Source organism: Streptomyces sp. NPDC002845, from assembly GCF_053591955.1.
The window spans coordinates 29,317-47,555 of the sequence record NZ_JBSFUU010000030.1 but is presented as its reverse complement, the minus strand read 5'-3'; the positions used below and the strand labels follow the sequence as shown (position 1 = coordinate 47,555).

At 71.2% G+C, this 18,239-nt stretch carries 18 protein-coding genes; 6 read left to right on the top strand and 12 right to left on the bottom strand.

Annotated elements, in window-relative coordinates; all coding sequences use genetic code 11:
• Positions 1–11: 11 nt before the first annotated feature.
• The 8 genes from ACWD3C_RS22640 to ACWD3C_RS22605 all read right to left on the bottom strand — a co-directional run bounded on the left by ACWD3C_RS22640 (position 12) and on the right by ACWD3C_RS22605 (position 8,410).
• Positions 12–926 (bottom strand): trypsin-like peptidase domain-containing protein, encoded by a 915-nt coding sequence (locus ACWD3C_RS22640; protein ID WP_451146600.1) that lies wholly within the window; start codon positions 924–926, stop codon positions 12–14.
• A 79-nt stretch (positions 927–1,005) separates the two neighbouring features.
• Positions 1,006–1,956 carry a VWA domain-containing protein gene (locus ACWD3C_RS22635; protein ID WP_451146598.1) on the bottom strand — a complete coding sequence of 317 codons (951 nt, stop codon included), beginning with the start codon at positions 1,954–1,956 and terminating at the stop codon, positions 1,006–1,008.
• Positions 1,953–2,894: a DUF58 domain-containing protein gene (locus ACWD3C_RS22630; RefSeq protein ID WP_451146596.1), complete on the bottom strand. Its 942-nt coding sequence runs from the start codon at positions 2,892–2,894 to the stop codon at positions 1,953–1,955. The genes ACWD3C_RS22635 and ACWD3C_RS22630 overlap by 4 nt, the downstream gene beginning before the upstream one ends.
• Complete coding sequence (locus ACWD3C_RS22625) at positions 2,891–3,892, bottom strand: AAA family ATPase (protein ID WP_451146594.1); 1,002 nt, start codon at positions 3,890–3,892, stop codon at positions 2,891–2,893. Before ACWD3C_RS22625 ends, ACWD3C_RS22630 begins: the two co-directional genes overlap by 4 nt.
• Positions 3,889–4,137, bottom strand: coding sequence for a hypothetical protein (locus ACWD3C_RS22620; protein WP_451146592.1), 249 nt, complete (start codon positions 4,135–4,137; stop codon positions 3,889–3,891). Before ACWD3C_RS22620 ends, ACWD3C_RS22625 begins: the two co-directional genes overlap by 4 nt.
• Before the next feature lie 448 nt (positions 4,138–4,585).
• Positions 4,586–5,557, bottom strand: coding sequence for an aldo/keto reductase (locus ACWD3C_RS22615; protein ID WP_451146590.1), 972 nt, complete (start codon positions 5,555–5,557; stop codon positions 4,586–4,588).
• Positions 5,558–5,652: 95 nt separating this feature from the next.
• Entirely contained in the window at positions 5,653–7,080 is a 1,428-nt protein-coding gene (gene argH, locus ACWD3C_RS22610) for an argininosuccinate lyase (RefSeq protein ID WP_451146588.1), read from the bottom strand.
• 136 nt (positions 7,081–7,216) lie between these two features.
• On the bottom strand, positions 7,217–8,410 hold the full coding sequence (locus tag ACWD3C_RS22605) for an argininosuccinate synthase (RefSeq protein ID WP_451146586.1): 1,194 nt from the start codon (positions 8,408–8,410) through the stop codon (positions 7,217–7,219).
• Between the two features lie 255 nt (positions 8,411–8,665).
• On the opposite strand from ACWD3C_RS22605, the gene ACWD3C_RS22600 reads away from it, so the two are divergent.
• The 6 genes from ACWD3C_RS22600 (at position 8,666) to ACWD3C_RS22575 (ending at position 14,289) form a co-directional block, all read left to right on the top strand.
• Positions 8,666–9,622: a hypothetical protein gene (locus tag ACWD3C_RS22600; protein WP_451146584.1), complete on the top strand. Its 957-nt coding sequence runs from the start codon at positions 8,666–8,668 to the stop codon at positions 9,620–9,622.
• A 125-nt stretch (positions 9,623–9,747) separates the two neighbouring features.
• Positions 9,748–10,335, top strand: coding sequence for a pyridoxamine 5'-phosphate oxidase family protein (locus tag ACWD3C_RS22595; RefSeq protein ID WP_451146582.1), 588 nt, complete (start codon positions 9,748–9,750; stop codon positions 10,333–10,335).
• Between the two features lie 2 nt (positions 10,336–10,337).
• On the top strand, positions 10,338–11,039 hold the full coding sequence (locus ACWD3C_RS22590; RefSeq protein WP_451146580.1) for a L,D-transpeptidase family protein: 702 nt from the start codon (positions 10,338–10,340) through the stop codon (positions 11,037–11,039).
• A gap of 169 nt (positions 11,040–11,208) precedes the next feature.
• Positions 11,209–12,591, top strand: coding sequence for a ferredoxin reductase family protein (locus ACWD3C_RS22585; protein WP_451146578.1), 1,383 nt, complete (start codon positions 11,209–11,211; stop codon positions 12,589–12,591).
• 29 nt (positions 12,592–12,620) lie between these two features.
• Positions 12,621–13,502 carry an FMN-binding protein gene (locus tag ACWD3C_RS22580; protein ID WP_451146576.1) on the top strand — a complete coding sequence of 294 codons (882 nt, stop codon included), beginning with the start codon at positions 12,621–12,623 and terminating at the stop codon, positions 13,500–13,502.
• 49 nt (positions 13,503–13,551) lie between these two features.
• Entirely contained in the window at positions 13,552–14,289 is a 738-nt protein-coding gene (locus tag ACWD3C_RS22575; RefSeq protein ID WP_451146716.1) for an FAD:protein FMN transferase, read from the top strand.
• Between the two features lie 95 nt (positions 14,290–14,384).
• Here ACWD3C_RS22575 and ACWD3C_RS22570 read toward each other — a convergent pair whose 3' ends face one another.
• The 4 genes from ACWD3C_RS22570 to argJ are packed head-to-tail and all read right to left on the bottom strand — an operon-like array spanning position 14,385 to position 18,217.
• Entirely contained in the window at positions 14,385–14,921 is a 537-nt protein-coding gene (locus tag ACWD3C_RS22570) for an arginine repressor (protein ID WP_451146574.1), read from the bottom strand.
• A gap of 7 nt (positions 14,922–14,928) precedes the next feature.
• Positions 14,929–16,152 carry an acetylornithine transaminase gene (locus ACWD3C_RS22565; RefSeq protein ID WP_451146573.1) on the bottom strand — a complete coding sequence of 408 codons (1,224 nt, stop codon included), beginning with the start codon at positions 16,150–16,152 and terminating at the stop codon, positions 14,929–14,931.
• Entirely contained in the window at positions 16,149–17,066 is a 918-nt protein-coding gene (argB, locus tag ACWD3C_RS22560; protein WP_451146571.1) for an acetylglutamate kinase, read from the bottom strand. Before argB ends, ACWD3C_RS22565 begins: the two co-directional genes overlap by 4 nt.
• On the bottom strand, positions 17,063–18,217 hold the full coding sequence (argJ, locus tag ACWD3C_RS22555; RefSeq protein ID WP_451146569.1) for a bifunctional glutamate N-acetyltransferase/amino-acid acetyltransferase ArgJ: 1,155 nt from the start codon (positions 18,215–18,217) through the stop codon (positions 17,063–17,065). Before argJ ends, argB begins: the two co-directional genes overlap by 4 nt.
• Between the last annotated feature and the right edge of the window lie 22 nt (positions 18,218–18,239).

The window sequence follows — 18,239 nt, the reverse complement described above, 5'->3', positions numbered from 1 at the left end:
CCTCTCAGCCCTCAGCCACCGTCGATGATCGTCCGGGCCGCGTTCATGGCGTCGTTCACGGGGATCGCGAAGCCGATGCCGATGGAACCGCCCCTCTGCTGGTCCAACGTCGCGATGGCCGTATTGATGCCGATGACCCGTCCGTCGGCGTCGACCAGGGGTCCGCCGGAGTTACCGGGGTTGATCGACGCGTCGGTCTGGAGGGCGCGCCGCTGGCCGCCGCCGTCGCCGAGGCGTACGTCGCGGTCCAGGGCGCTGACGATGCCGGAGGTGACGGTGCCGCTGAGGCCGAGCGGGGAGCCGATGGCGAGGACGGTGTCGCCGACGCTGGGGCGGGCGCCGCTGGCCAGTTCGGCGGCGTCGAGTCCGCGTGCCGTCTCGGGTTCCAGTACGGCGACATCGTTGGCCGGGTCGTCCCCGACGACGTTCGCGCGGAGCCTGCGGCCGTCCTGGAGTTCGATGGACACCTCCGAACTCCCGGCCACCACATGGGCGTTGGTCAGGATGCGCCCGCGTTCGTCGAACACGAACCCCGAGCCCTGGCCTCCGGACGACTCGACGGACACCACGCTGGGCAGTACCCGCGCGGCGACCGCTTCCAGGCCGGTCGCCCCGTCCTGCGCGGAGGTCGAGGTGGACGGTTCCGGGGAGTCCCCGATCCGCCCGGCCGCGAACCCGGCGGCGCCGCCCGCGAGGACGGCCGCCAGGACGGCCGCGAGCAGGGGGCTCGGTCTGCGCGGGGGCTTGTGCGCGGCCGGGGGCTTCGTCTGCGGAACGGCGTACGGGGACGCGTACGGCTGGGCCGGGACGACGGACGGCGCGGCGAAGGGCGGCGGGGGTCGTCCCGGGAGGAACGACGGGCCGCGCGGTTCCCCCAGTCCGGGGTAACCGTCGCCGGACGGGGCGGAGTAGCGGTCGTCGGACACGATGTGCCTCCTTGGTCGGGTTCGTCGGGTTCCGGCGCCGGGACGCCTCCTCACCAGCAGTCCCCGGGGCCGGAGCCGGTCACGGAATCCGGGAGAACCAGAGCAGGGACGTCGCCGCGGCGGCGAGGGCCGTGATGAGCCCGGCGGCCACGAACCACTGCCAGATCTCCCGTTCCTCGGGGCGGTAACCGACCGAGCTGCCGATGTCCTCGTACACCTCCTGGAGTTCTTCCCCGGTCGCCGCCTCGTGGTAGTCGCCGCTGGTGCTGGATGCCAGCTCCTCAAGGGCGGGGCCGTCGACGGGGACGGGGATGCTCTCGCCGGTGGGGAGTTCGATCACGCCGTCCGGGGTGCCGTAGGCGATGGTGGAGACGGGGATACGGTCGCCGGCCGCCTCCCGGGCCGCCGACTCGACGGAGCGGCCGGAGGTGTTGGAGCCGTCGGACAGCAGCACGATGTGGGCGGGCGGCGGTTCGGTCTCGGCCTGTTTGTCGAGCGTGCGGATCGCGTCCCTGGCGGTCACGACCGCGTCGCCGATCGCCGTGCTCTGCGCCGTGGTGAGCCGTTCGATGGCGGTCCTCAGCAGTTCGCGGTCGGTGGTCGGCGGGACGGCGACGGTGACCGAGCCGCTGAAGGGCACCAGGCCGACGTTGAACCGCTCCGGCAGCCGGTCGACGAAGGCGAGGGCGGCGCGCTGGGCGGCCTCGAAGCGGGTCGGGGCGACGTCGGTGGCCTCCATGGAGACGGACACGTCGAGCGCCATCATGATCGTGGCCCGTTCGCGGGGCACCTGCACCTCGGTGGTGGGCCGCGCGAAGCCGATGACCAGCAGGGCGAGCATGGCGCAGAACGCGGCCGCGGGTATGTGCCGGCGCCAGCCGGGGTGCTCGGGCGCGACCTTGTCGAGGAGGTCGAGGTTGGTGAAGCGGACCGCGTACCGGCCCCGCCGCCGCTGTACCAGCAGATACGCGACGATCAGCCCGGCGAGCGGGACCAGGAGCAGCAGCCAGCCGGGCGAGCGCAGGCTCATGTCCCCGCTCCCCTCGACGGAGCCGGTGCGGAACCGGCCCCCGCACGGCGCCGCTGGCCCGCGACATACCGTACGACGTCCCGCACCCAGTCCCGGTCGGTGCGGAGCCGGAGGTGCGCCGCGCCCGCGCCGCGGATGGACGCCTTGATCAGGGCACGCTGCTCCAGCGCGGCCGCCGCGTACCGCTCCCGCAACTTCCGTGCGTGCGTGGGTATTTCGCGCCTGCGGCCGGTCTCCGGATCGACGACCGTGAGCAGTCCCACCTCGGGCAGCTCCAGTTCGCGCGGGTCGACGGTCTCGACGGCGAGCACCTGGTGACGGTGGGCGACCGTGCGCAGGGGCTGTTCCCAGCCGGCCTCCAGGAAATCGGAGATCACCGCGACCAGGCCGCGCCCCGGCAGCACGCGCAGGGCGCGCAGCGCGTCGGCGAGGGTGTGCTCCGCCGGTCCCGGCGCCACACGGGGGCGGTCCAGGGCCGCGTGCAGGACGGACAGCAGGTGGCGGCGGCCCGTGCGGGGCGGGATGCGCCGGATGCCCTCCGGCCCGTTGACCTGCGCCCCGAGCCGGTTGCCCGCCCGCTCCGTGAGGAACGCGACGGCCGCCGCGGCGCCCACCGCGAGGTCGCGCTTCTCCATGCGGGCGGTGCCGAAGTCCATGCTCGCGGAGGCGTCCAGGACGATCCACGTGGTGAGTTCGCGGTCGGCGAGGGTGAGGCGGACGTGCGGTTCGTTGGTGCGGGCGGTGGCGTTCCAGTCCATCCGGCGTACGTCGTCGCCGATGACGTACGGCCGGGTCTCGGACACCTCGCTGCCGGGGCCGGGGACCAGGCCGGCGTGGTCGCCCTGGAGGAGGCCGTCGGGGCGGCGGGTGAAGAGCAACTCCAGGTGTTTGAGTGCCTGTTCGGGAGTGAGTTCGCGGAGGGTCGGGCTTGCGGTCATGCGGCTTCCTCCCCCTCCTCGGCGGCGGCCTGACGGGGGCTGATCCGTGGCTGTTCGACGGCTCCGAGGACCTCGTCGACGATCTCGGCGCCGGTGACGCCGTCGGCGAGGGCGTCGAAGGAGAGCACCATGCGGTGGGCGATCACCTCGTGCGCCAAGTCCCGTACGTCGTCGGGGAGTACGTATCCACGGCCGCGCAGCAGGGCCAGGGCGCGGGCCGCGGCGACCAGGCCGAGGGTGGCGCGGGGGCCCGCGCCGTGCGCCAGCCGGCTGTCCGGGCCCGCCATGTCGCGGGTCGCGCAGACCAGTCGTACGGCGTACTCGGCGACCGCGTGGTGCACGAACACCTCGTCGGCGGCGCGCTGGAGCGCGGACAGCCGCTCGGGGGTGAGGACCCGGCGGGGCCGGGGCGGGTCGACGCTCATCCGGTAGAGGATCGCGAGCTCCTCGGACTCGCTCGGCGTCTCCACCTGGACCTTGAGGAGGAAGCGGTCGCGCTGGGCTTCGGGGAGCTGGTAGACGCCCTCGGACTCGATGGGGTTCTGGGTGGCGAGCACGAGGAACGGCTGGGGGACGGGGATGGTCGTGCCGCCGATGGACACCTGGTGCTCGCCCATGACCTCCAGGAGCGCCGACTGCACCTTGGCGGGGGCCCGGTTGATCTCGTCGGCGAGGACGAAGTTCGCGACGACCGGGCCGGGTTCGACGCTGAAGGTCTCCTGGGACGGGCGGTAGATCCGGGTGCCGGAGATGTCGGACGGGACGAGGTCGGGGGTGAACTGGATCCGGGCGAACGTTCCGCCGGCGACATGGGCGAGGGTCTTCGCGGCGAGGGTCTTGGCGACGCCGGGCACGCCTTCCAGCAGGCAGTGCCCGCGGGCCAATACCGCGGTGAACATCCGCTCCACCATGCGGTCCTGACCGACGATCACCCGCTTGACCTCGAAGAGCGCCTCTTCCAACACCTTGCCCTCGTTCCCGCCGGTGGCGGCGGTCACAGCGCTGCCGCAGGGTCGGACACGCCCTCGGAGGGCGTACCGCCGCCGCTGCCGCCCTTGTCCGGGCAGTCCTCGCGAACGGTCGAGCCGTCCGGGACGGCGGAGTCCTCCTCGACGACGAAGTGGATCCGCTCCCGCGGCGGCTCGGTACCTTCGGCGGCCAGCGCGACCCCGCCTCCGGCCAGGCCCGCCGCGGCCAGCACGGTGATGGCGGCGACAGCTGTCTTGCGTGTACGACGTGTCATGATCGGTGGCTCCTTCGGCCGTGGGGTACGACGTCGGGTACGGAGCCAAGACCATCATTCGGTAGCGAAAACGGACTTAAAGCGGGACGGGTTCGCAGGTCAAGGTGCTCACCCCGGCCGCCCCCGCCGGGCACGGACACTCGGCCCCGTCCTTCAGCGGTTGCCCTCGCGGGGCAGGGGTATGCAGGGTGGGTGTTTCGCCTCCGCCGCCCCTACCCGTCCCATCCCCGGGGCGCCGCCGCCCCTGGACCCCCGGGCCTTTGCCCACCCACCACCCGACTCGGTAGGTCAGGAAGTGGGCCTCGCGTCCCTCGGCCCTTCCGGCGTTCGAGGACGAGGCCGTAAGGCGGTGAACCACCCACCCACCCGCACTGTCTCACCCACCCGGGGGTCTGGGGGCGCAGCCCCAGCGGGGGTCCGGGGGCGGAGCCCCCTGGTGGGGTGTTCCTCAGCGCCAGGGCAGCTGCCCCCGCCGCTCCCAGTACGCGCCCGGCTCCTCGACGAGCGCGTCGAGGCGGGCCACCTGCTCCTCCTCTAGGTCGACGACGGGGGCGTGGAGGTTGGAGACGAGCTGGTTGACGGTCGCCGCGCCGGAGAGGACGACCCCGGCCCACGGCTGCCGCAGCACGAACGCGAGGGCGACCGCGTCGGCGCCCAGTTCGGCCTGCCCGGCGATGGCTTTCAGGGCATCCGGGGCCTGCGACCCGGCGAGCCGCCCGTTGGCCACGCCCTCCTTGACGATCACCGTGAGCCCGGCGTCGTGCGCCTCGGCGAGGGCGGGTGCGGCCGAGGTCTCCAGGACGTTGTACGTCGACTGGACGGTACGGAAGAGGGGCTCGCCGTCGACCGTCACGGCGAGCGCGGCCCGGATGGCATCGGCCTGGGCGGGCCCGCTGGTGGAGAAGCCGATCGTGAGCCCCTGCGCGGCGGCCTCGGCGAGCTTGGCGTGCAGTCCCTTGTCCGTGAGGGCCGGACTGTCGGGGGTCACCGAGTGGATCTGGTAGAGGTCGAGCCGCTCGCCGAGCAGTTCCGCGCTCTCGGCCCGCTGCCGCTCGTACGCGGCCACACTGTGGTCCTTGACCTCGTGCGCCTCGGCCTCGGTGCTCCATCCCGCGGTGTACGTGTACCCCCACTTGCTGCCGACCACGATGTCTTCGGCGTCAGGCCGGGCCTTCAGCCAGTCGGCGAGGAACTCCTCCGCCCTGCCGTACGAACGGGCCACGTCGAAATAGCGCACGCCCTGGGCGTAGGCGGCGTCGAGGAGTTCGTGCGAGCGGGCGCGCAGCGCGTCCACGCTGCGTGTGGCGGGGAGGTCCTCGTCCCGGCCCAGGTTGATGTAGCCGGGACGGCCGACGGCGGCGAGGCCCAGGCCGATGTGGCAGGTGGGAGTCGTTGCTGAGGCCAGTCGGGCGAAGGGCATCGCGAGCTCCGTTCGGTCGGCTCCTTGCGGCTCATGACCAACGTAACCTGCGATGACCACTGTCGTACGGCACCCGGCTCCTCGCAGGGGAGCCGCTACTTCTTGTCGTTCGCCCAGGCCTGCTGCGCGGCCACGTCCGCCTTGATCTCGGCGAGCTGTACGGCGACCGCGCTGGGCGCCGTGCCGCCGCGGCCGTTGCGGGAGGCGAGGGCGCCCGGGACGTTGAGGACCGACCGCACCTCGGGGGTGAGGTGGGCGCTGATCTTCGCGAACTGGTCGTCGGTGAGTTCGTCCAGTTCCTTGCCCTCGGCCTCGGCCGCCTTCACGCACTCCCCCGCGACCTCGTGTGCCACACGGAACGGCACGCCCTGCTTCACCAGCCACTCGGCGATGTCCGTGGCGAGGGAGAACCCGGCCGGGGCCAGCTCCTCCATGCGCTCGCGGTGGACCGTGAGGGTGGCCATCATGCCGGTGAAGGCGGGGAGCAGGACCTCCAGCTGGTCGATCGAGTCGAAGACCGGCTCCTTGTCCTCCTGGAGGTCGCGGTTGTAGGCCAGGGGCAGGGCCTTCAGTGTCGCCATCAGGCCCGTCAGGTTGCCGATCAGACGGCCCGACTTGCCGCGCGCCAGCTCCGCGATGTCCGGGTTCTTCTTCTGCGGCATGATCGACGAGCCGGTCGAGAAGGCGTCGTGCAGGGTCACGAAGGAGAACTCCTTCGTGTTCCAGACGATGACCTCCTCGGCGATCCGGGAGAGGTTGACCCCGATCATCGCCGTGATGAACGCGAACTCGGCGACGAAGTCGCGCGACGCGGTGCCGTCGATGGAGTTCGCCGAGCTGCCGTGCTCGAAGCCCAGGTCCTTCGCCACCGCCTCCGGGTCGAGGCCGAGGGAGGAACCGGCCAGGGCACCCGAGCCGTACGGCGACACGGCCGTGCGCTCGTCCCACTGGCGCAGCCGCTCCGCGTCCCGGGACAGGGACTGGACGTGGGCCAGGACGTGGTGCGCGAAGAGGACCGGCTGGGCGTGCTGGAGGTGCGTACGGCCCGGCATGGCGACGTCCGGGTGGGCCTCGGCCAAGCCGATCAGCGCCTCCTGGAGGTCGGCGATGAGGCCGCCGACTGTACGGGCGTGGTCGCGCAGGTACATACGGAAGAGAGTCGCCACCTGGTCGTTGCGCGACCGGCCCGCACGGAGCTTGCCTCCGAGGTCCGGGCCGAGGCGCTCCAGCAGGCCGCGCTCCAGGGCCGTGTGCACGTCCTCGTCGGCGATGGTGCCCACGAAGGAACCGTCGGCGACGTCCGCTTCGAGCTGGTCCAGGCCCGCGATCATCCGCGTCAGCTCGTCCTCCGTGAGGAGCGCCGCCTTGTGCAGCACGCGCGCGTGGGCACGCGACCCGGCGATGTCGTACGGCGCGAGCCGCCAGTCGAAGTGGACGGACGCGGACAGCTTCGCCAGGGCCTCGGCGGGACCGTCGGCGAAACGGCCGCCCCAGAGCCGTACGTCACCGCTGTTGCTGCTCACTTGCGTTGCTCCTCGGGAGGGTGTTTCAGGAGGGTGATTCAAGAAGGTGTTGATGTGCCACCGCCTCCCCACGACATGAGTGGGGAGGCGGTTGTCAGGCTAGTGCGTGTGGGATGTCTCTCGGGCCGTACGAGGCCTACGCCAGGTCCCGCTTCGCCGCGATCTTCGCCGACAGGCTGTAGATGTCGATGAAGCCCTGCGCCTTGGACTGGTCGAAGGTGTCGCCCGAGTCGTAGGTGGCGAGGTTGAAGTCGTACAGCGACGACTCGGAGCGCCGGCCGGTGACGACGGCGCGGCCGCCGTGCAGGGTCATCCGGATGTCGCCGTTGACGTGCTGGTTGGCCTCGTTGATGAAGCCGTCCAGGGCGCGCTTGAGCGGGGAGAACCACAGGCCGTCGTAGACGAGCTCGCCCCAGCGCTGCTCGACCTGCCGCTTGTAGCGGGCGAGTTCGCGCTCGACGGTGACGTTCTCCAGCTCCTGGTGGGCCGTGATCAGCGCGATCGCGCCCGGCGCCTCGTAGACCTCGCGGGACTTGATGCCCACGAGCCGGTCCTCGACCATGTCGATCCGGCCGATGCCCTGGGCGCCGGCGCGCTCGTTGAGCTGCTGGATGGCCTGGAGGACGGTGACGGGCCTGCCGTCGATGGCGACCGGGACGCCCTCCTTGAAGGAGATGATCACCTCGTCGGCCTCGCGGGGCTCGGCCGGGTTGGAGGTGTACTCGTAGATGTCCTCGATCGGGCCGTTCCAGATGTCCTCCAGGAAGCCCGTCTCGACGGCGCGCCCGAAGACGTTCTGGTCGATGGAGTACGGGGACTTCTTGGTGGTGGCGATCGGGAGCTGCTTCTCCTCGCAGAAGGCGATCGCCTTGTCGCGGGTCATCGCGTAGTCGCGGACCGGGGCGATGCACTTGAGGTCGGGGGCGAGGGCGACGATGCCGGCCTCGAAGCGGACCTGGTCGTTGCCCTTGCCGGTGCAGCCATGGGCGACGGTCGTGGCGCCGTGCTTCTTGGCGGCGGCGACGAGGTGCTTGACGATCGTCGGCCGGGAGAGGGCGGAGACCAGCGGGTAGCGGTCCATGTAGAGGGCGTTGGCCTTGATCGCCGGGAGGCAGTACTCGTCGGCGAACTCGTCCTTGGCGTCGGCGACCTCGGCCTCGACGGCACCGCAGGCGAGGGCGCGCTTGCGGATGACGTCCAGATCCTCGCCGCCCTGGCCGACGTCGACCGCGACGGCGATGACCTCGGCGCCCGTCTCCTCGGCGATCCAGCCGATGGCGACGGAGGTGTCCAGACCGCCCGAGTAGGCGAGTACGACGCGCTCGGTCACGGGTTTCTCCTCACAGTGCACTTGCTGACATGCATGAGTATGCAGAAGCCTGCATGATTCGTCAATCCAGGGTCCGGGCCAGAGACCCGGCGGGGAAATTTGAGGCGCCCTTGAACAAGGGAACGCGCTTACTCGTACCCCTCCCCGAACGCAGGCGCCGCGTTTGTAAACAGGGATCAATCAGGAACCAGCGGAACAGGCCCTCCGGCCCGATGACCGGACGGCCCCACCCCAGACCCCGAGTGAGGCATCTGCATGTCCAGGGCACTTCCGAAGTACCACAAGCGTCGCGTGGCGATCATCGGCGGCGCTGCCGCGGTGGCGTTGTCCGGAGCCGTCATCGCCGGATCGGCCTTGGCCGGGGAGACGTCCAAGAGCAGCAACCAGGCCAGCACTCTGGCCTCGCCCGGGACGATCAGCTGTCCGGCGGTCCAGTCGAGCCTGCCCGCGATCCCGGCCTCCGCACAGGCCGAGGTCGACCGCAACCTCGCCCTGCTCAACACGCAGGTCGCCGAGGCCAACCAGCGACTCGTCGACACCGTCGGCCAGGGCGGCCCCAACTTCGTCCAGAACGCCATCCTCGGCCCGCTGGAATCCAAGCGCGTCGCGACGCTGAACCGCATCGAGACCGCCATCGGCCGCGCCGCGGCGAAGCCCGAGGGCCTCGAAGCACTCGCGCCCTGCACCCTGAACGCCGACGGAGCCGCGGAGGCGGGCGCGGGCGCAGGGGCCGGCGCAGGTGCCGGGGCCGGCGCAGGTGCCGGGGCCGGCGCAGGTGCCGGGGCCGGCGCAGGTGCCGGGGCCGGCGCAGGTGCCGGGGCCGGCCAGGAAGAGGCCGCGCAGCCGGAGGCACCGGCCACCGAGGAGGCGGGCGGCGCCGAGGACACGGGCCAGGCTGCCGGTAACGGCGCTGCTGCCGCCGGCACGATCAGCTGCCCGGCCGTCCAGTCGAGCCTGCCCGCGATCCCGGCCTCCGCACAGGCCGAGGTCGACCGCAACCTCGCCCTCCTCGACACCCAGATCCAGGAAGCGAACCAGCGACTCGTCGACACCGTCGGCCAGGGCGGCCCCAACTTCGTCCAGAACGCCATCCTCGGCCCGCTGGAATCCAAGCGCGTCGCCACTCTGAACCGCATCGAGACCGCCATCGGCCGCGCCGCCGAAAAGCCCGAAGGCCTCGAAGCATTCGCCACCTGCACGCTCAACCAGTGACGTGACAGGTGCTGTGGCCGCCCCGAGAGAACGCCGGCCGGGGCGGCCACGGCAGTTCCGCACCCAGGTCAATACCCACGTCAATTCCTTAGACAGGCGAAAGAACGTCGCCGACAATCGTCGGTATGGGAAAGACGTATGAACGCATAGACGGCCGCCTGCGCACGTTCATCGAGGCTCAGCCCCTCTTCTTCACCGCCACCGCGCCCCTCACCGCCGACGGCACCGTCAACCTCTCCCCCAAGGGCCTCAAGGGCTCCTTCGCAGTCGTCGACGAACTGACCGTGGCCTACCTCGACTTCGCCGGAAGCAACGCCGAGACGATCGCCCACCTGCGGGAGAACGGCCGCATCACCCTCATGTGGTGCGCCTTCCAGGGCCCGCCCAACATCGTCCGCGTCCACGGCCGCGGTGAGCCGGTCTTCCGCGACGACCCGCGCTTCGCCGACCTCCTCGCGCGCTTCCCGGACATCGACCCGGGCCCGCACGGACTGCGCTCGATCATCCTCGTGAGGGCCGAACTCATCCGCGACACCTGCGGCTACGCGGTGCCCCTCATGGCGTACGAGGAGGACCGCGACCTCCACGGCAGGCGCTTCGCACGCGAGGACGACGACTCGCTCAGCGCGTACTTCCGTTCGAAGGAGCACGTGGAGACCAGCCTGGACGGACTACCCGGGCTGCCGTTGCCGCTGCCGCCCTCTAGCGTCTGAGCATGCGCTCTGGTGTCGTCGCCGCCCTCGCCTCCGCCGCCCTCCTCCTCGTCGGTGCCGCCGCGCCCGGCGGCGGCACACCGCTCCCCGACCGCATGGCCGACACCGGCGGCGGCACCCAGCTGATCACCGCCGAGGCCCCGCGTGCCTCCTCCACCACCGGCACGGTCACGTGGTGGGACCGACGCGACGGCCGGTGGCTGAAGGCCGGTTCGGCGCCCGCGCGGTTCGGCGCCAAGGGGCTCGTCGAGGGCCGCTCCCGCAAGCAGGGCACGAACACGACGCCCACCGGGCTGTACGGCCTGCCCTTCGCCTTCGGCATCGAGAAGGCGCCCGCCGGGACCACGGCCCCGTACCGCCGCGTCCGCCAGAACTCCTGGTGGTGCCAGGACAACGACTCCCGCTCGTACAACCGCTGGACCGAGCCCCGCCCCGCCGACTGCCGCGCCCCCGAGGCCGAGCATCTCGTCTCGTACGGCACGCAGTACGCGTACGCCTACGTCATCGGCTTCAACTACGCCAAGCCCGTGCGCGGCCGGGGCGCGGGCATCTTCCTGCACGTCAACGGGCGTGGGGCGACGGCCGGTTGTGTCTCCGTGCCGACGGACGCGATGCGGCGGATCCTGGACTGGGCCGATCCGAGGCGGCACCCGCACATCGCGATCGGGACGACGGGCGGGGCGACGGCGATCACGCGCTACTGAGCGCGGTGCCGGGCACGGTACTCGACAGGCGCTGAGCAGGCACTGAATCCCGTGCTCGTCAATGCTCACGTTCCTTACGGTCGTTGAACGCATTCGGCGTACCGCACGTATCTCTGGGCCAAGGGGCCGCTCGGCCCGCCCCGTCTTCACGGAGGACCACGGAGGAACCGTGTCCACGACGATCGCCGGTGGTCGCGCCGCACGCCGCCAGACGCTGCGCCGCATCCGACCTCGCCGCTCCCCCGCAGTCCCGCTGCTGCTCGCTGTCGGGGCGGGGGCCGTCGGGGTGGTCTGGCTCTGGTGGGACAACACCCCGTCCCTCGCGGACAACGCCAGCCGGGTTCTCGCCGCGGGCCGGATCACCGGGCTGCTCGCCGGGTATCTGATGGCGCTGGTGGTGCTGCAGATGGCCCGGGTGCCCGCGCTGGAGCGCCGGGTCGGTTCCGACCGGGTGGCGCGCTGGCACGCGATGAGCGGCCGCTACACGATCTGTCTGGTCCTCGCGCACATCGTCCTCACGATGTACGGGTACGCGATGCAGGCCGGGCTCGGCTTCGGCTCCATCGTCCAGCAGACGATCGATTCGATCAATCAGCTGCCGGACATGGGCAAGGCCGCGATCGGCACCGGTCTGCTGGTGTTCATCGCGCTGATCTCGATGGGGCCGGTGCGGCGGAAGATCCCGTACGACCTCTGGTACCACGTGCATCTGCTGACGTACGCGGCCACCTACCTGGGCTTCTGGCACCAGCTGTCCACGGGCAACGAGTTCGCCGTCCAGCCGGTCGCGAAGACGGCCTGGTACGCGCTGTACGGGTCGGTGACCGCGCTCGTGGTCTGGTACCGCATCCTCACGCCGATCCGGCTGAACATGCGCCACCGGCTGCGGGTCGAGGCGGTCATCGAGGAGGCCCCGGGGATCGTGTCGGTGCTGATGAGCGGGCGGAAGCTGCACCGCATGGGTGCGGAGGCCGGGCAGTTCTTCCGGTGGCGGTTCCTCGCGCCGGGCATGCGGTTCAGCTCGCACCCCTACTCCCTGTCCGCGGCGCCCCGCCCGAACATGCTGCGCATCACCGTGAAGGCGATCGGCGACCACAGCTCGGCGCTGCGCGATCTGGAACCCGGCACCCGCGTGTGGGCCGAGGGTCCGTACGGGGCGCTGACGGCGGGCAAGCGCAGCCGCGGCAAGGTGCTGCTGGTGGCCGGAGGTGTGGGCATCACGCCGATGCGGGCCCTGTTCGAGACGCTGCCCGGCGCGTCCGGTGACCTCACGCTGCTCTACCGGGCCAACAGCACCCAGGACCTGGCCCTGTGGAACGAACTGGCGCAGATCGCCGAGGAGCGCGGGGCGCGGCTGATGTACGCGGTCAACAGCCCCGGCGGCGAACGTCCCGACATCTCACCGGAGAGCCTGCGCCGGAAGATCCCGGACATCGACCGCCATGACGTCTTCATGTGCGGGCCGCCCGGCTTCGCACAGCAGGTCTACGAGGCACTGCGCGGCGCAGGCGTACCGGCCCGCCGTATCCATCACGAGTCGTTCGAGATGTGAGCGACGGGGATTTCAGGAGCTCAGGAGCGATGAAGAAGAGTCATCCCGTTCGACGCGTCATGCTCGCGACAGCCGCCACGGTGTCCGGCATCGTGCTGCTGCTGTCGCTGAAACCGGCGGACGACCCGGGAGCGGTCTCGGCGGGCGGTGCCGCACCGCAGCAGACGGCTGCGGCCGGCCAGGCGCCGTCGGCGCAGGGCGGCCAGGCCCAGACGCTGACCGGCGATGTCGCGCAGACCGAGTACGGGCCCGTCCAGGTCCGTATCACCGTCAGCGGCGGAAAGATCACCGGCGCCGAGGCGATGCAGGCGCCGAGCGGCGGCCGCAGCACCCAGATCACCCAGACCGCCGTGCCACAGCTCAACCAGGCGGCCATGACCGCGGGCAGCGCCGACATCGACGCCGTCTCCGGCGCCACCTACACCAGTGGTGGCTACAAGGAGTCCCTCCAGTCGGCGCTGGACAAGGCGGGCAGCGCCGACAACGCACAGGGCTCGGACGCGCAAGGCTCGGACGCACAGGCAGGCTCGGGGCAGGCCGACTCAGGACAGGCAGGCCCCGGGCAGGCCGACTCAGGACAGGCAGGCTCGGGCCAGGCAGGCTCCGGGCAGGCGTCCGGTGGCGGTGCCACGCAGGAGGCCCAGACCCTCACGGGTGATCTCGTCCAGACCGAGTACGGCCCGGTCCAGGTCCGGGTGACGGTCAGCGGCGGCAGGATCACGCAGGCCGAGGCGCTCCAGTCGCCCAGCGGCGGCCGCAGCACCCAGATCAGCGGCAACGCCATCCCCCAGCTCAACCAGGCGGCCATCGCCACGGGCAGCGCCGACATCGACGCCGTCTCCGGCGCCACCTACACCAGCGGTGGCTACAAGGAGTCCCTCCAGTCGGCGCTGGACAAGGCCGGTGGCTGATCCGGACGAGGCGGCGCCGCTGCCGCAGCTGCGCCATGCGGAGGAGGTCATGGGCACGGTCTTCTCCTTCGACGTACGGGGAGGGGAGTCCGGGACGGTCAAGGCCGCGCTGGACGAGGCCGTGGCCGGGCTCCACGCCGTGGACGAGGTGTTCAGCACCTACCGCGAGACCAGCCGGATCTCCCGGCTCGCCCGGGGCGAGCTGACCATCGAGGAGTGCCCTCCCGAGGTCGCCGAGGTCCTGGAGCTGTGCGCCGAGGCCGAGCGGCTCAGCGACGGGTGGTTCAGCGCCACGTACGAGGGCCGCTTCGACCCGACGGGGTTGGTGAAGGGGTGGGCCACCGAGCGGGCCGCGCTCCGCCTCATGGCGGCGGGCGTGAGCGGGGTGAGCGTGAACGGCGGCGGTGACGTGCAGCTCTGCGGCGTACCGGGGCCCGCCCGGCCGTGGCGCGTCGGCGTCTCGGACCCCCTGCGGCCCGGCGCGCTGGCGGCCGTGGTCTCCGCCGCCGGTACCGACCGGCTCGCCGTCGCCACCTCCGGCACCGCCGAACGCGGCGCCCACGTCGTCGACCCCGGCACCGGCAAGTCCGCCGTCACCGACCTCGTCGCCGTCACCGTCGTGACCCCCAGCCTGACCTGGGCCGACGCCTGGGCCACAGCCGCCTTCGCGATGGGCGCGCGGCAGGCCTTGACGTGGCTGGAGTCCTTGCCGGACACGGAGGCTCTGCTGATCACGGCGGGGGACGAGGTGCGGTGCACGGGAGGGCTGGCCGCGAGACTTGGGTGACTGCCGCGCCCCTGCAGGGGCGCGGGGCTGTGACATATGCGGCTCCGCCGCGTGGGCGCGACCAGCCACAGACGCCCCGCAGCCAAGACACGAGCTCAGTGGTTGTTCTGAGCCAACCGCAACAAGTGATCCGCCAGTGCCTGCCCCCCGGTCGGTTCCCTGCTGATCAACAACAACGTGTCGTCACCGGCAATCGTGCCCAGAATGTCGTGCAGCTCAGCCTGATCGATGGCCGAGGCGAGAAACTGCGCCGCCCCCGGAGGGGTCCGCAGGACCACAAGGTTCGCGGACGCCTCCGCGGAGATCAGCAGCTCCGCGGAGAGCCTCCGCATCCGCTCCTCCTTCGCCGACTCGCCCAGCGGAGCACGCGGCGTGCGGAAACCGCCCTCGCTCGGAACCGCGTAGATGAGATCGCCGTCGTTGTTGCGGATCTTCACCGCGTTCAGCTCGTCCAGGTCCCGGGAGAGCGTCGCCTGAGTGACGCTCAGCCCGTCGTCGGCGAGAAGTTTGGCCAACTGGCTCTGCGACCGCACCGGTTGCCGGTTGAGGATGTCCACGATCCGGCGGTGGCGTGCGGTGCGGGTCTGCGGCACGGCGGGCCCTGCCTGCTCGTGGTCCTGCGCCTGGCTCATCGTCGTCTCATTCTCCGGCTCGTCCGTCCCCGTTGTCCGTGGTGTCAGCGGTGGCAGCGCTCGCTGCGTCGAGGATGCCGGGGAGCGCCCGGAGCAGCGCGTCCACCTCGTCGTCGCCGACGTTCAGTGGCGGCATGAGCCGTACGACGTCGGGGGCGGGCGCGTTCACCAGGAAACCGGCCTCCTGAGCCGCCTGCTGCGCCAGAGGCGCGAGCGGCTCGGTGAGCACGATACCCAGGAGCAGACCCGCGCCACGGACATAGTCGATCTTTGGGTGGCCGAGTGACTCGATCCCGTCGCGGATCTTCTCGCTCTGCCGCTTCACGTTCTCCAGCAGGCCTTCGGCCTCGACGGTGTCCAGTACGGCCACTCCGGCGGCGCACGCGACCGGGTTCCCGCCGAACGTGGTGCCGTGCTGGCCGGGCTGCAGCAGCTCGGCCGCCCGTCCGAAGGCGACGGTCGCGCCCAGCGGCAGTCCGCCGCCGAGACCCTTGGCGAGGGTGACGACGTCCGGGAGGACGCCCTCGTGGGCCTGGTACTCGAACCAGCCGCCGGTGCGGCCGACGCCGGTCTGCACCTCGTCCAGCACCAGCAGCGCACCCGTCGCCGCGGTGATCGCCCGGGCCGCCTTCAGATAGCCGGCCGGGGGCACCACGACCCCGTTCTCCCCCTGGATCGGCTCGATGATCACCAGAGCCGTCTCCTCCGTCACCGCGGCGGCCAGCGCCTGCGCGTCGCCGTACGGGACGTGCGTGATGTCACCGGGCAGCGGCAGGAAGGGGCCCTGCTTGCCGGGCTGGCCGGTGAGCGCGAGGGCGCCCATGGTCCGGCCGTGGAAGCCGCCCTGGGTGGCGACCATGTGCGTACGCCCGGTCAGCCGGCCGATCTTGAAGGCGCCCTCGTTGGCCTCGGCGCCCGAGTTGCAGAAGTACACCCTGCCGTCCCGACCGAAGAGCTGGAGCAGCCGTTCGGCGAGCGCGACGGGCGGCTCGGCGACGAAGAGGTTGGAGACATGGCCGAGGGAGGCGATCTGCTTGCTCACGGCGTCGACGATCGCCGGGTGGGCGTGGCCGAGCGCGTTGACCGCGATACCGCCGACGAAGTCGAGGTACTCCTTGCCGTCGGCGTCCCACAGCCTGGTGCCCTCACCGCGGACGAGGGGGAGCTTCGGGGTGCCGTAGTTGTTCATGAGCGCGCCCTGCCACCGCGCGGTCAGGTCCTGGTTGCTCATGAGTCCCCCTCGGTCTCGTCGGGCACGACCATCGTGCCGATGCCCTCGTCGGTGAAGATCTCCAGCAGGATCGAGTGCTGGACCCGGCCGTCGATGACGCGGGCGGTGGTGACGCCGCCCCGCACGGCGTGCAGGCAGCCCTCCATCTTCGGCACCATGCCGGACGACAACTCCGGCAGGAGTTTCTCCAGTTGGGATGCGGTGAGGCGGCTGATCACCTCGTCGCTGTTGGGCCAGTCCTCGTAGAGGCCCTCGACGTCCGTGAGGACCATGAGGGTTTCGGCGCCAAGAGCAGCAGCGAGTGCCGCAGCCGCCGTATCAGCATTGACGTTGTATACTTGGCCCTTTTCGTCAGAGGCGTCCTGGCTACGGGCGATCGAGGAGACGACCGGGATACGGCCGTCGGCGAGCAGAGCCTCGATCGCGCCCGTGTCGATCGCGGTGATCTCGCCCACCCGCCCGATGTCGACCAACTCGCCGTCGATCTCGGGCTGGTGCTTGGTGGCGGTGATGGTGTGCGCGTCCTCGCCCGTCAGGCCCACGGCCAGCGGCCCGTGCTCGTTGAGCAGTCCGACCAGCTCGCGCTGCACCTGCCCGGCCAGCACCATGCGTACGACGTCCATGGCGTCCTCGGTCGTGACGCGCAGGCCGGCCTTGAACTCACTGACGATGCCGTGCCGGTCGAGGGCGGCACTGATCTGAGGGCCGCCGCCGTGCACGACGACGGGCTTGAGCCCAGCCTGGTGCAGGAAGACCACGTCCTGCGCGAACGCCGCCTTCAGCTCCTTGTCGATCATGGCGTTGCCGCCGAACTTGATGACGACGGTCTTGCCGTTGTGCCGGACCAGCCAGGGCAGCGCCTCGATGAGGATCTGGGCCTTGGGAAGGGCGGTGTGTTTGCGAGTGCTGCTCATGAGGAATACGCGCTGTTCTCGTGGACGTAGTCGGCGGTCAGGTCGTTGGTCCAGATGGTCGCGGTCTCGCCGCCCGCGGCGAGGTCGGCCACGATGTGGACCTCGCGGTAGCGCATGTCGACCTTGTCGCGGTCGTCGCCGACTCCGCCGTTCTCGCATACCCAGACGCCGTTGATGGCGACGTTGAGCCGGTCGGGCTCGAAGGCGGCGGATGTCGTTCCGATGGCGGACAGGACGCGGCCCCAGTTGGGGTCCTCGCCGTGGATCGCGCACTTGAGGAGGTTGTTGCGGGCGATGGAGCGGCCCACCTCGACGGCGTCGTCCTCGGTCGCGGCGTTGATCACCTCGACCTTGATGTCCTTGCTGGCGCCCTCGGCATCGCGGATGAGCTGCTGGCCGAGGTCGTCGCAGACCTCGCGTACGGCTTCGGCGAACTCGGCACGGTCCGGGGTGATCCCCGCGGCCCCCGAGGCGAGCAGGAGCACGGTGTCGTTGGTGGACATGCAGCCGTCGGAGTCGACGCGGTCGAAGGTCGTGCGCGTGGCGGCGCGCAGGGCCTTGTCCAGTACGTCGCTCTCGACGTCGGCGTCGGTGGTGAGCACGACGAGCATGGTGGCCAGGCCGGGGGCGAGCATGCCCGCGCCCTTGGCCATGCCGCCGACGGTCCAGCCGTTCTTGGTCACGACGGCCGTCTTGTGCACGGTGTCGGTGGTCTTGATGGCGATGGCGGCCTTCTCGCCGCCGTGCTCGGTGAGTTGGGCGGCCGCGGTCTCGACACCGGGCAGCAGCCTGTCCATCGGGAGCAGTACGCCGATGAGGCCGGTGGAGCAGACGGCGACCTCGCCGGCGTTGTGGCCTTCGAGTACCTCGGCGGCCTTCTCCGCGGTGGCATGCGTGTCCTGGAAGCCCTTGGGTCCCGTACAGGCGTTGGCGCCACCGGAGTTGAGGATCACGGCGGAGACCTGGCCGCCCTTGAGGACCTGCTCGGACCACAGGACCGGCGCGGCCTTCACACGGTTGGAGGTGAACACGCCCGCGGCGGCGAGGCGGGGCCCGTTGTTGACCACGAGGGCCAGGTCCGGGTTGCCGTTCTCCTTGATCCCGGCGGCGATTCCGGCCGCCGTGAACCCTTTAGCTGCCGTGACACTCACTGCATCTCCTTGTTCGCCCCGC

Coding starts and splice junctions, on each gene's coding strand:
- ACWD3C_RS22635 (WP_451146598.1), bottom strand. CDS start 1,956: ATGAGCCTGCGCTCGCCCGGCTGGCTGCTGCTCCTGGTCCCGCTCGCC.
- ACWD3C_RS22580 (WP_451146576.1), top strand. CDS start 12,621: ATGAAGAAGAGTCATCCCGTTCGACGCGTCATGCTCGCGACAGCCGCC.
- ACWD3C_RS22565 (WP_451146573.1), bottom strand. CDS start 16,152: ATGAGCAACCAGGACCTGACCGCGCGGTGGCAGGGCGCGCTCATGAAC.
- ACWD3C_RS22620 (WP_451146592.1), bottom strand. CDS start 4,137: ATGACACGTCGTACACGCAAGACAGCTGTCGCCGCCATCACCGTGCTG.
- ACWD3C_RS22595 (WP_451146582.1), top strand. CDS start 9,748: ATGGGAAAGACGTATGAACGCATAGACGGCCGCCTGCGCACGTTCATC.
- ACWD3C_RS22630 (WP_451146596.1), bottom strand. CDS start 2,894: ATGACCGCAAGCCCGACCCTCCGCGAACTCACTCCCGAACAGGCACTC.
- ACWD3C_RS22570 (WP_451146574.1), bottom strand. CDS start 14,921: ATGAGCCAGGCGCAGGACCACGAGCAGGCAGGGCCCGCCGTGCCGCAG.
- ACWD3C_RS22600 (WP_451146584.1), top strand. CDS start 8,666: ATGTCCAGGGCACTTCCGAAGTACCACAAGCGTCGCGTGGCGATCATC.
- ACWD3C_RS22590 (WP_451146580.1), top strand. CDS start 10,338: ATGCGCTCTGGTGTCGTCGCCGCCCTCGCCTCCGCCGCCCTCCTCCTC.
- argB (WP_451146571.1), bottom strand. CDS start 17,066: ATGAGCAGCACTCGCAAACACACCGCCCTTCCCAAGGCCCAGATCCTC.
- ACWD3C_RS22615 (WP_451146590.1), bottom strand. CDS start 5,557: ATGCCCTTCGCCCGACTGGCCTCAGCAACGACTCCCACCTGCCACATC.
- ACWD3C_RS22575 (WP_451146716.1), top strand. CDS start 13,552: ATGGGCACGGTCTTCTCCTTCGACGTACGGGGAGGGGAGTCCGGGACG.